The organism is Malacoplasma penetrans HF-2 (assembly GCF_000011225.1).
Classification (GTDB): Bacteria; Bacillota_I; Bacilli_A; order Mycoplasmatales; family Mycoplasmoidaceae; genus Malacoplasma; species Malacoplasma penetrans.
Genome location: NC_004432.1, coordinates 291,265 through 303,982, shown reverse-complemented (window position 1 = coordinate 303,982; position 12,718 = coordinate 291,265). Strand labels below are relative to the sequence as shown.

Below are 12,718 nucleotides of genomic sequence, written 5' to 3'. Positions count from 1 at the left end.
TTACTAATTAATAATTTGCTTTACAGTTTCATAAATATTTAAAATTCCCGGAAAGCAAACTTCTAAAATAAATACATTTTTACTTTCCTTTTCTTTCATTAAAAAATTAAGATCAACACTTTTTATTTTTTGTTTAGTTATTCAATTTTCAATTTGAGAATAAGGAATTAAAAAAGTTTTGTCCTCACAATAAAAATGAAGTATTAAAAAACTGATACCATTTAGTCTGCTTATCAAGTTCAAATGATTTAATTGATGCTCTTTTATTTGACTTAACATGAACTTGTCATTTTCTGTTTGTTTGGCTTCAAAAGAAATGTATCTCCCATTAATTAATCCAGCATAATCAACATATGATTTATTTAGTAATTTGCCTTCAATAACATTCCCAGATCTCTTAATTATTTTTATTGGCAAATATCTTTTTTCTATAAAACAAATATTATTAAATAAATAATAATTAATAGATTTCTCAATTAATTCTTCAATGTACATTCCTTTATTTGCAAAATAGTTCATATTAGTAAATCCCATCAATATATTAACAACTAAATATTATAAAACAGAGATGGTATAAAAAAGATTGAATCTTAAGTAAGAAACAAATAAAAAACTCTATCAGTAATTTTGATAGAGTTTTTTACATTTAATAATTTATTTTATTAAACAAATATAACTAGGACTACACCTATAACTATTGCTATAATTCCAAGAGTTGGAATAATTCCAGTTAATCATCTAATGATTCTTCCAATTAATGGAATTTTTTTAATAATAAACATTATTCCAAAGTATAGTAATGAAACATCTAATCCCACAAGAATTAAAGTTACACCTGTTGAAGCTATTGTTGTATTTCCTTGTGCAGCTATTCAAGTATAGATATCTGTTACAAAAGGAATTTTAGCAGCTCATTCTCATCCACCTTCAACAATATGGTTGTTATATCCAATGTAAGTTACTGTGAATAATGTAGTTAATAATCCAAGAGCTATAAATAGTAAACAAAATACTAATTTGAAAATAAAAGATAGAAAACCACCTTTTTTTTCACCTCTTTCTCTTTCTCTTCTTCCCATTTTTTCCTCATTCTAAGACTCATATTAATTAAGTCTTCTAATAAGATAATTTTACCTTAATTGTAGAAGGTGTTTCAAGTTGAGGGATAGTGTGTATAAAGATATTTTAGAATTAGTGGACACTTTTGCTAAATATAATATTTTGCATTTTTATAGAAACCAAACAATCAGTTTATATTTTTATGAATTTAAAATGCATTCAGAAATTGGTAGATGTTAAAAAGTAAATAAAAAACTAGGAGCATTCCTAGTTTTATCTAATTATTTTAATTAAAATTTTGAAGAATTATTGGGAGTTGAATCATATCATGAAATATCAAATAACTTAGAAGTTGAATTTTGATCATCTCCTAAAATTCTGTTTTTTTCTGATTCAAATTTTTTTGGAATACTAATCTTATTTTTATTGGAATTTTTAGAAGTTACAAACATGTCTGAAAGAGATTGATCTGCAATTGTTTCTACAGATTCTGGAATCGTTAAATCTCTTTGAAACATTTTTTTATAAAAACCAAATACAGAATGATCTATATAGTCAGCAATATCACCATCTAAATTTTTATCAAAATTTAAAATTCCTATTGTTTTTAAAGTACTAGGAAATGTAACACCTTTAATATTTTGAGTTTGATTTTGACTTTCTTTATCTTTATCTAAAAACATAGAGTGAGAACTAGCTTCTAAATTTGTTAATTTAGAGATGTTGTAAGAAACATTTTCTGAACTTTCAGAAAAAATTTTTGTTGTTGTTCCTCAATATATAGATTCAACATTTAGATTAAAACTTTTATTAATAGTGAAAATGTCTGAATTAGCCTGCACATTATATGCATCAGGGTGTTTATAACTATCATAAAATCTATAACCATTGGCTGTGAAATTGTCTAAACTTATAGATGTCAAACTATTGTTATTTTTAAAATCTAAAATATTGTCTCATTTAAATCTAATATTTCTTGTTTGGTATTTATATCCATTATTTTCATTAGTATAATAATCTTCAATTTTGATATCACCAACATTATAAGTGCTATTAGAAATTGCTTCTTGTACATTTTGACTACCACCAAAGTAAATAGAAACATTAGCTCACAAATTGTTAACATCACCTGTATTAACAGGTTGAATTTCTAAAGTATATTTTTGACCAACATAAGTAAAAGACTTTAAATGTTCAGGAGTTTCCCTTGAAGAAGAATTACCTGTAGAACAAGAAGCTAAGCCTAGTGTTAATCCTGAAATTGGCAAAACAGTTAATAAACTTAAAAATTTAAATTTAGAAATCTTTTTCATTTTCACCCTCTCTTATAAATTTATAAATATGATTGCTTGTGTAAATATAATTATCAATTTTTAGATAAATTAAAATGGAAAAACACAAATATAATCATTAGCATTTAACTCACATCTCATATAATGAGATTTTGTTTTAAAGATATTTCTATTTAAAGTACAATATCTTTAATTCATACTTTTTTATATATAAATGAATCTAATTGTAAGCAGATATTTATTAGTTCTTCTAGATATTACAAATATTTATCATTAAAAAGTTATATTCATAACTCTTTACTACTAAACTAATATTCATTCTAGTTTTTTAGAAGAATCCACTTATCCTTTATTTAGATAATTAATATATATAAAAAGATAAATCTAAAAACCACTTAATATTATAAATAAACGATTTAATTTTTATTAAGGATTTTAGAATTCATTAAATAACAAAAATATATTTTTTAAACATATCTTCTGACTAAAAAATTATTATCCTAGTTTTTAGATATTGAATAAAAAAAGATGAATTAATATTCATCTTTTCATTTTTATTAAATTTAATATATTGAATTATTGAGTTTGCACTTGTTGATTAGTTGTAGGGTTTGCCAAACTTTTTAAAACAATAGATTGCTCTTTAATTCTTTTAGCTTCAGTTCTAACATTATTTTTTTGCATTTCAAATAATAGTTTCTTATTAAATTTTAATAATAAGAAGTATACAAATGTTTCAGTGTTAAACATTCCAATAAGAACTAAGAAGATAATAGTATAAGCAAGGTTTGTTGAATTAAACAAAGGAATAACTGCTCTATTAAAATATTCTCCCATTCCACCTAAACCATTTTGTTGTAATGCAATTCAACCATATGTAACATCTGAATTGTTTAAAACCATGAAAGGGAAGAAAACAAATAAACAAATTAAAACAATTGGTCACAAGAAGAATCCATAAACTAATCCAACAATAAAATTAGCTTTAATGTCAGTCATTAACTTTTTATTGAAGTTAATAGTTTTTTTAGCATCACCATAAGCAATAAACAATCTTACAATTGAATAAAGTTGACCTAAGAATAAAGGTAGAAAATCTCAAAAAGAAATTTTGTAGAAGTTGTGACAATTTCTAACTTCTATATGTCTTCCAAACTTAGCTGGAGTTTTTGCTTTTTGTCTATATTCATCTTTTTCTTTTTCTGACAATTGCTTAATTTCATCCACTGTATATTTAGGAATATTTTTAGGCACAACTCAACTTAAACTAGTATCATCATGATTTTCAATTTTATCTGCAACTGGTTGTTCTGGTTGAACAACTTGTGCTTCTTGTTGAACGGGTGTTTGAACTGGAGTTTGTACTTGGTTAGCACTGGGATCAGTATTATTGCTGTTTATTACTATATTTTGTGCTTCATTAGAACTCACATCTTTTGTAGGAACATTAATAACTACATTAGAAGTTTCAACAATTATATTATCTGGAGTTGTAGTTAAATTTATGTTTTTGTTATCTGTTTTATTCATAAATAATTACTTCCCCTTTCTCTGTTTTTCAAAGTTACTTAATTTCATTTTTAATTCATTTTCTAAAATGATTAATTTCATTCACTTGTTATTATGAATATTCATACATCAAGATGAAACAAATGTAGAAACATTTAATGAATTGAAACATAAAGCTATTACTAAAGTTACTCATCAAGCACTTGTACTAAAGAATTTAACAACAATCTCTTGCGCAAATATAGTCATCCCAGCTTCTTGCCCACCAGCTGAAAAGAAAGATCCTGCAGCTCTTGATCATGAAGAAATATATTCAGATCAAGGAATAGAAATAACTGGAGCAAAAAATAAAATAATAAAGAAAAGAAGTGGTCCAGTTATAAAATGAACAAACATTGAAGTTAAAAATCTTCTTTTGAAATATTTATATAATGGGGTATGAAAAACTGAAGATGATCTAATCATTCCATAAGCTCTACAAGTAGTGAACAATGAGTGAAATCATCCAATAAAGACTGGTAAGAAATCCAAAATACTAATTTTGTAATATGTTGGAACCTTTTTAAAAATTATAGTCTTTCCTGAAAAATTAAATTCATCATTCTTACTAATTATTTTATTAACTTTAGAATAATATTTATTTGATCAATGCAGACTTGGCTTATCCATAGAAGAAACTCCTTCCATAAAATCTCCTTTACAAATGACTAATGTAATCAAATATGCAATTAAGAACTACTAATAAAAGCACATGATATTTAGATTATATTATTTTAAAAATTATTAAACAAGATGAGAGACTAGCAGTATTTTTTATTTATGAACAATAAAATGAATTAAAAATAAGAAATAAATTAAATAATTAAGTATCAAAAATAGAGATTAAAAGAATCTAAAGTTATTCTTTAGATCCTCTAATTTTTTACTTATTTTAAGTCTTTTAATGCTTTACTACACTTAGATACTAAGATGAAACAATCTACTATTGAACAAATTGGACAAATTATAATTCCTAAAATTAATAAGATTATATGTACTTGGATATCTTCAAATTGTGGTTGTTTATTTTTTAACTTACTAACTTTAACAGTTAGAACTATTTCTAAAATAAATTTAATAAATCAAGAAATTACAGCTACTGTTAAAAGTATTATCCCAACTACTCATAAAGTAATTACTTGTGGAGAAGCTTCTTCACTTAGTGAACTTGCTAATGTTAAAGCAAGCATTGCAGGAATATAAATAATTAAAGAAGCAGTTAATGTCATTGCAAATAATAAATACAACACTAAAACAGTGATTGATATTCTTTTAACACTTTTAATTTTTTTAATAACAGGTTCAATATTTTTTTCATTCTCATTTTGAGTTCAATTAGGATTTCTAAAATTATTGTTATTGTAACCATTTTCATGATTGTTTAAATCAAGCATGGGATTATTTAATTTGCTGTAGTTATCCATAGTTCAAACCTTATAGACTATTATTTACCTTTATTATATATGAATTAAATTTTTCAAAAATTTGATGGAAGTAATTAAAGTTATTTATTAAATAAAAAAGATTCAAATTAATATTTGAATCTTTAGTTTAATTTGGAATATTTCTTAAGCTAAATAAGTTGAATTTTCTAATACTCTATTACATTTAGAATTTAAGATAAAACAATCTATAACTACACATGGTCAGAATAGTATAATTCCTATAATTAATAACACTGTATGAGTTGATGTGTTTCTAAACTCTGGGTGCTTGCCCTCAGCTCCTGAAACTCTAACAGTCAACATTATTTCAAGGACAAATATTGCTATCCCTATTCCCATTAATAAGAGAGATGATATGGCTATTAAAGCAATACCAATAAGAACCGAACTTTTTAAACTAGCTTCTTCTGGATTAGAAATAATAGGTACCATGATAAAAACATAAGATAGTAACATTATAAAAAATGCAATGAAGAATACCAAATATAGTCATAAGATTGATTTTGCAGTTTTCTTTATTTTTCAGAAAATATTATAATATTCTTCTTGATTGGTTATAATGGTTGTTCATCATGTATGGGCCATTGTTATAACCATTATTTCCATAGTAATTATTATTTGGATTATTATAACCATTGTTGCCATAATAATTATTGTTGGGGTTGTTGTAGCCATTATTTCCATAATTATTATTTTGATTATTATAACCACCTAAATTGTTATTATAACCATTGTTATTGTAGCCATTTCCATTATTATTTTGGTTATTGTAACTTCCTTGATTATTGCTGTAATCATTGTTTCTGTTTTCTCTATTATAGTCATTATTATGATTACTTAGATTATCTTCTTCATGATCTTCAAAATCATATTCATAATCATCTCTTTTGTTTCTGTATTTATTTCTCATATTGAATTGTTTCTAACTCCTTATAACTAAATTTGATTAAATAAAAAGGTTTTAAACTTAATATACTTAATACTTAAATTTTAACAAAACTAAACTTAGTATAAAAAAATAAAACTTGAAATATTTTTTTGTAGACTACATGTATTTAATTAATTTTTGATTTAGTTTAGTTCTTAAAAATATCATAAACTCTCCAATAAATAAAAAAGATCCAAATATTAATTTGGATCTTTAACATAAAAAATTACATCAATCTTCTTGAACTTGAATATCCCAATATTTTTGCACATTTAGAAGAAATCAAGAAACAATCAATAATTGAAAAAACTGGAATTACAAGCCCAATTATTAATAAGATTTTATACAATTTAACATCTTTAAATTCATTATGCTTACCATTGATATTATTCAGTTTAAGAATTAAAAGAATTTCTAAAATAAATATAGTAATGTAAAAGACACAAGATAATCCTATTAGAAATATTCCAATTCCCAATCCAATATTTGATATAGGATTGAAATCTATAAAATCATTGTCAAAATTTTTTGATGTAGCTGACATAGATAAATAAGTAACAAGACCAACTATTAATAAAGCAACAGTAATTATGTAAAAAAATACAATTTTAGCTGATGTTTTTCTAATTCATTTTATAGTATTTAAAACATCTACTGAAGCGCTAGAATTTTGATTGTTCATCATATATGGATTATTAAAATGATTGTTATAATATCCATTTCTATTATCATATACTGCTTGGTTTTGAATTGGTTCTAATACTGGTTCTTTACTATTGGTTTTTTTAAAATCTGTATCCATAGTGATAATTTGCCTTAATTTGATTTGATACACAACAATTTTACCAAAATAAAAAACTTGTACTAAGTAAAAAATTTATATAACCAAAAAATTATTTATCCATTTTATAAAAAAGCAAAGACCCAAATTCTCTTTGGGTCTTTATACTAAATAAAAACATTTTAAAAAATTAAGCAAGGGTTTTTAAACCTGAATAACCTAATATCTTTGATGATTTATAATAAAGGATAAAACACTCTATGACAGAAAATATTGGAATTATAAGTCCTATAATTAATAGTATTTTACCAAGTTTAAGGTTTCCTATTTGATTGTTTTCATTTTTGAAACTACTTATTTTAATAATTAGAAAAATTTCTGAGAAAAACATAGCAATAAAAAAGATGGAAGAAAAAGCTATTCAAATTACACCAGGGTTTGGACCTTGTGAGAATTCATAAAAATTATTTTCTAAATATTTTCTATCTTCTATTATTGCTGTATATGTAGCAAGACCAACTATTAATATAATAGTCCCCATTATAAAAAACAAAACTATTAGAGGACATATTTTCCTAATAAATTTTACTAAATTCAAAACATCTGCAGATGCACCAGAATTTTGATTACTCATCATATATGGATTATTAAAATTATTACCATTGTAATATCCATTTCTATTATCATATTCCACATGATTTTTAATTGGTTCTAATATCGGTTCATTTTTCTTTGATTTATTTAATTCATTATCCATAGAAATCCACCCCTTCAATATCACTTAGAAATTCTATCAAATTCATAGTTGTAAAAAATATATAAATAAAACAATTAGTTAATCTAATTAATAAAATAAAAAAGATCCAAATTAACTTTGGATCATTTAAAGAATCTTATCTATTGATTATCTTGCATTTAAACTAGCTAATGCTTTTTTACTCTTAGAATATAATATGAAACAATCTATAATTGCACAGATAGGTAAAATTACAATCCCTATAATTAATAGAACAGTATGCATAGTTATATCTTGGAATTCTGGATGTTTTCCTTGTGCATCATTTACCTTTATAACAAGAATTATTCCTATAACAAAGCAAACTAAATAGAATATACCAGTTAAAACAATAAATAGTACACCTACAATTCATTCTCCATTAATAAAGCTTGATAGATCATAATATTCACCTGAATAATTATTAGAAAGAGATAAAGCAATTTTTGCAGCACCAACTGATATAAGAATTGCACCAATGATAGCTAAAACAATTGCTGTAAAATAGAAAATCAACATATTCTTAGAATGTTTTTTTATTTTAGTAAATAAATTAACATTTTCTTGTGGGTTGTATGCTTGGTTATTCATGTAAGGATTATATCCATTATTGTTATAACCATTATTATTGTATGGGTTATTATTGTTGTTATAACCACCATTGTTGTTGTAAGGGTTTGGTCCTTGTGTTGGATCTAATGCTGGACCATTCCCATTATTATTGAAATTATCATTCATTATAAATTTTTCCTTATTTCATAAATAGATATCAAAATCAAATTAGTGAAATTTAATATCTTATTTAAAATTTTATCAAATGACACAATTCATTTTTATTAAAAAAATTGTTTGTACATAAATTTTTTTAATAAATAAAAAAGATTCAAATCCCTTTGAATCTTTTTTAAATTTAATTTTTGTTAATTGAATTATTATCTTGCATTTGCAAGTACTGTTTTAGCTTTAGAGTTTAAGATGAAACAGTCAATGAATGAAAGTAATGGAAGTAATACAATTCCTAAAATCATTAATACCAAGTGAACTGTAACATCTTGGAACTCTGGATGTTTTCCTTTGGCTTCACTGACTTTAATTGTTAACATAATCTCTAATACTAATGTAGCAATTGCTACACCTACTAATGCAATGATTAAAAATATTCCTAAAAATGGTACAAATGCTAAAACTGCAACAAGAATTATTGCCAGTACATCAACTAACATCAAAATTATTATAATAAAAGAAAGTTTTTGAATCTTTTGGAATAACCCAAGATTGTTCCCTGAATTATTGTAGTTTGGGTTATTTTGCATGTATGGGTTATTCCCATTATTGTTGTTATTATAATTAACATTATTTGGCATTGGTTCTAACATTGGAGATGGTCCATTATTATTGTTAGAAGCATTTTGATTTTCACCTGATGCTAATTCAGGAGCAAAATCATCTTTTTTCAAATTATTGCTCACGATTTAATTAATCCTTTCATTTTAATATTTAACATCTAAAGAAATGGTTCATTTAATAGACATCAAATATGATTTTAACAAACACCACACCTGAATTTAAAAATATTGTAAGTAAAAATCAAAATAAAATAATTTAAAACATAAAAATAAATGTTATCCCTACATTTATACTTTGTTCACCACAAAACAAATTGATGCTATTATATTTGCCATAGCAATATGAAACAATATCTAACTCAATTACATAAAACTTCATTTGTATAATTATTCAACTAGATTTTTGGGGTTGGTTAAGTAATATAAATAAATGTTTTTATTCTTTAAGATGGTTGTGAAAATTCCTTAATAAATTTATTTTGCAAAAATAATAACATCTGTATTTATTGCAATTAAGCTAACAATATACTTTTGGTATAGTACTGCTTAAATGCCTATAAATAAATTATTTAGTATAGTTGCTTAATTACTATTAAGTGAAATAACTTATGTTAATTTTATGTGACTTTGTCCCTATTAAATAGAACTTGGAGCAACTAAATTATATCAATGAGAAAAATATAATTTAGTTGCTTTTTGATATTTTTAGTTTTTGCTTTTTATTGCTCAATTAAATATTTAAAGAAAGTTCAATTTCTCTAATTTTAATTTTTTCCTCCCTTTCTTTTAAACTGTTGCTTCATCTTTCTAAAGCTATTCTTGTGTTTTCATTTTTTTGATAAATAGCTTTCGAAGTAGCTATACTTTTTCTTTTAATTTTTTCTAATTTTAAAAACTCATTATCATGAATCTCATTTATATATTCGTTTAATAAATCATCATTTATTTCTCTGGCAAAATATTTAGTATTTTTATCAAGTACAAATTTTTCACCCGTTAACATGTTGGTTCTTAATAAGATTTGATTTTTCATATTAACTCTTTTATCTTCTTTGGTGAACAAACCTATAGCCTTCCCATTATGGAAAAAATAAAAACCTTTTAGAACTTTACAAATCTTAGTTGTATAGAACAAGTCTTTTAAATCATCTTTACTTAATTTTATGAATTGGTTTCTTTTTCCTTTTTCAGACTTTTTATATCTTTGATTGTAAGCATCAACAATTAACTGATAGTTCTTTTGTATTTTTTCTTTAGTATTCAAACCATGTTTTAAAAATAATTTGTAATAAATTTGTTGTGCATTTTTAAATGATCTTTCAACATTAGCTTTAAAAGTTGGTTGGCTTTCTGACTTAACTTGTATTTCTAGTTTATTTAAACAATAAGTTAAATTGGTAACTGAATTCTCAGATCAAAATGTTTTTCTTCTATCTGTTTTTATAATATTTGGAGCCCCATACTTTTCTAGGACCTGTTTAAGCAGTTTACAATACCCAAAATTTGTTTCCTCATCGTCCATTCAAAAACCTAGTAACTTACCAGTCCCAGCATCAATAGCATGGTATATGTAGTATTTTTTAATTCCTATTCAAACACTAACACAAGCATCTACTTCAACTATGTGACCGAAATCATAGTTGTGTTTTACATAAGGGGGATTTTTGGTTTTTAAATATTCTGTATAGGTTGGTTTATATTTTCTTAGAAATTCCAAAATTTTTTCCTGGATTTTTAACTCTGCTAAATTACCTTCTTTAAGTTTTTTCTTCATAGTTTTTCTTGTGCTCTTTTTTGAATATGAAGTGAGTAAAAAATTTTCATTTAGAAGTTTATTTACAAATCCATATTTAACATTAAACTTGTCTTTTATTTCGTCTAAATAAAAATCCAAATGAGTCATTTCATAATGACCATCACTCATTTCTTTGTATGGGGTAGTTACTTCAATATATTTCTCTATAATTGCTCTTTTTACTTCATCTTTTACTTTGTTAGCATTTTCTTTGTTTTTGTTTTTATGGCTAATCAAAAAAGTATTATCTTTAAAACTTTTTATAAACCTTCTAGATTGTTTGATTGAATATCCTGTTTTATTACTTAAAGTTTTTGGATTTAACTTTCCTTTTTTATTCAAAGAACCCATTTCTTCTAAAATTCAGAACCTACTATTTTCCAATTTTGTTAAATTGTTTTTTATTATTTCTTTCATAAAAAAACACCTCAGTAGATTAAACTCCAAGAGGGACAAAATCACAAATAATTGATTAGTCTTTTTTAGGGACAAAGTCTTGTAAAATCCACAAGTATAGTTGCTTAATTACTATTAAGTGAAATAACTTAACTAACATAATATAAAATAAAATTAAAATATATAATTGTCTATAAGTCTAAAATAATAATTTATTAGAAGGATATATCACTATATGAAAACATGTATAATTGTAGATTCTTGTTCAGGAATTAAAAACAATGAGATTAAAGATGTCTATTCAATCCCATTATCAATTATTGAAAATAATGATGGGAACGAAATAATATACAAAGATTTAGAAGAATTAAACACATTAGATGTAATTAAAAAAATTAATGATAAAAAAGATTTAAAAACTTCTCAAACTTCAATTGGGCAAATGATTGAAATATTAGAAGAGTTAACACCAAAATATGACAGAATTTTTATTCTTCCAATTAGTAGTGGATTATCAGGTTCTTATTCAACTTGAAATATGGCTAAAGAAGAATTTGATAAAAAAGACATCATTATTATTGATGGTAAAGATATGGGTCCAGGAAATAAAATCATAGTTGATATGATTTTAGAAATGGCTTCAAAAAACAAATCTTCTGATGAAATTATTAATGCTATTAATGTTAAAAAACAAAATACTTTAGGAACTTTAGTAGTAACAGATTTAGAGCAACTTAAAAAAGGTGGAAGAATTAATGTTATTAAAGCAGCAATTGCTAAAGCATTAAAACTTAATATTATTATCACTTTTGATGGTTCTTTAGAATTCTATGATAAAGATAGATCATTAGAAAAAGCAATAGATAAATGTTTAAAGAAAATTGATCAAGAAACAAGTTATCTAACTAAAGGAATTAAACATGCTTATTTCTATACAACTTTCTTAGATGAAAATAAAAATAAGGAAATTAAAAAAATCATTGATCAAAAGTTAAATACAAATACAGAAGAATATTTAATTCCATCAGTAATATCTGTTCATACTGGTGTTAATGCATTTGCAATTTATATTGAATCTAAATAATATTGTTTATCAATATAACTAAAAATATGTATCTACTATAAATTAATAGATACATATTTTTAGTTATGGTAATAAAAAAGTTTGGCTATTGCCAAACTCATAATTTCTAATGGTGGAGGCAATGGGATTCAAACCCACGACCTCTTGATTGCAAGTCAAGTGCTCTATCAACTGAGCTATGCCCCCAATGGTGGAAGTAAATGGGCTCGAACCATCGACCTCACCCTTATCAGGGGTGTGCTCTAACCAACTGAGCTATACTTCCTTAA

Annotated in this window: 14 protein-coding genes and 2 tRNA genes; 1 reads left to right on the top strand and 15 read right to left on the bottom strand. The window is 24.3% G+C overall.

Annotation, left to right across the window (positions count from 1 at the left end):
* Positions 1 to 3: 3 nt before the first annotated feature.
* The 13 genes from MYPE_RS01280 to MYPE_RS01220 all read right to left on the bottom strand — a co-directional run bounded on the left by MYPE_RS01280 (position 4) and on the right by MYPE_RS01220 (position 11,386).
* Positions 4 to 519, bottom strand: a complete 516-nt coding sequence (locus MYPE_RS01280) for a Holliday junction resolvase RecU (RefSeq protein ID WP_044891217.1) — start codon at positions 517 to 519, stop codon at positions 4 to 6.
* A 143-nt stretch (positions 520 to 662) separates the two neighbouring features.
* Entirely contained in the window at positions 663 to 1,079 is a 417-nt protein-coding gene (locus tag MYPE_RS01275; protein ID WP_011077071.1) for a hypothetical protein, read from the bottom strand.
* A 270-nt stretch (positions 1,080 to 1,349) separates the two neighbouring features.
* Positions 1,350 to 2,372 (bottom strand): hypothetical protein, encoded by a 1,023-nt coding sequence (locus MYPE_RS01270; protein WP_044891216.1) that lies wholly within the window; start codon positions 2,370 to 2,372, stop codon positions 1,350 to 1,352.
* A 555-nt stretch (positions 2,373 to 2,927) separates the two neighbouring features.
* On the bottom strand, positions 2,928 to 3,881 hold the full coding sequence (locus MYPE_RS01265; protein ID WP_011077069.1) for a hypothetical protein: 954 nt from the start codon (positions 3,879 to 3,881) through the stop codon (positions 2,928 to 2,930).
* 6 nt (positions 3,882 to 3,887) lie between these two features.
* Positions 3,888 to 4,529, bottom strand: coding sequence for a hypothetical protein (locus tag MYPE_RS01260; protein ID WP_129374622.1), 642 nt, complete (start codon positions 4,527 to 4,529; stop codon positions 3,888 to 3,890).
* A gap of 257 nt (positions 4,530 to 4,786) precedes the next feature.
* Positions 4,787 to 5,323 carry an MYPE2350 family membrane protein gene (locus tag MYPE_RS01255; protein ID WP_011077067.1) on the bottom strand — a complete coding sequence of 179 codons (537 nt, stop codon included), beginning with the start codon at positions 5,321 to 5,323 and terminating at the stop codon, positions 4,787 to 4,789.
* A gap of 144 nt (positions 5,324 to 5,467) precedes the next feature.
* Entirely contained in the window at positions 5,468 to 5,929 is a 462-nt protein-coding gene (locus tag MYPE_RS05555; protein WP_011077066.1) for an MYPE2350 family membrane protein, read from the bottom strand.
* A complete protein-coding gene (locus MYPE_RS05735) occupies positions 5,877 to 6,254 on the bottom strand; it encodes a hypothetical protein (protein ID WP_011077065.1) in 378 nt (125 codons plus the stop codon). The genes MYPE_RS05555 and MYPE_RS05735 overlap by 53 nt, the downstream gene beginning before the upstream one ends.
* A gap of 244 nt (positions 6,255 to 6,498) precedes the next feature.
* Positions 6,499 to 7,074 (bottom strand): MYPE2350 family membrane protein, encoded by a 576-nt coding sequence (locus tag MYPE_RS01240; protein ID WP_044891213.1) that lies wholly within the window; start codon positions 7,072 to 7,074, stop codon positions 6,499 to 6,501.
* 169 nt (positions 7,075 to 7,243) lie between these two features.
* Positions 7,244 to 7,810, bottom strand: coding sequence for an MYPE2350 family membrane protein (locus tag MYPE_RS01235; RefSeq protein ID WP_044891212.1), 567 nt, complete (start codon positions 7,808 to 7,810; stop codon positions 7,244 to 7,246).
* 147 nt (positions 7,811 to 7,957) lie between these two features.
* Positions 7,958 to 8,566: an MYPE2350 family membrane protein gene (locus MYPE_RS01230; protein ID WP_011077062.1), complete on the bottom strand. Its 609-nt coding sequence runs from the start codon at positions 8,564 to 8,566 to the stop codon at positions 7,958 to 7,960.
* A gap of 194 nt (positions 8,567 to 8,760) precedes the next feature.
* Positions 8,761 to 9,297 (bottom strand): MYPE2350 family membrane protein, encoded by a 537-nt coding sequence (locus MYPE_RS01225; protein WP_011077061.1) that lies wholly within the window; start codon positions 9,295 to 9,297, stop codon positions 8,761 to 8,763.
* A 607-nt stretch (positions 9,298 to 9,904) separates the two neighbouring features.
* Entirely contained in the window at positions 9,905 to 11,386 is a 1,482-nt protein-coding gene (locus MYPE_RS01220; protein WP_044891211.1) for a transposase, read from the bottom strand.
* Between the two features lie 214 nt (positions 11,387 to 11,600).
* Between MYPE_RS01220 and MYPE_RS01215 the strand changes: the two genes are divergently transcribed.
* A complete protein-coding gene (locus MYPE_RS01215) occupies positions 11,601 to 12,449 on the top strand; it encodes a DegV family protein (RefSeq protein WP_011077059.1) in 849 nt (282 codons plus the stop codon).
* A 110-nt stretch (positions 12,450 to 12,559) separates the two neighbouring features.
* On the opposite strand, the gene MYPE_RS01210 is transcribed toward MYPE_RS01215, so the two are convergent.
* Positions 12,560 to 12,635: transfer RNA gene (locus tag MYPE_RS01210), tRNA-Ala, on the bottom strand.
* Between the two features lie 2 nt (positions 12,636 to 12,637).
* A tRNA-Ile gene (locus tag MYPE_RS01205) sits at positions 12,638 to 12,714 on the bottom strand.
* Positions 12,715 to 12,718 lie beyond the last annotated feature (4 nt).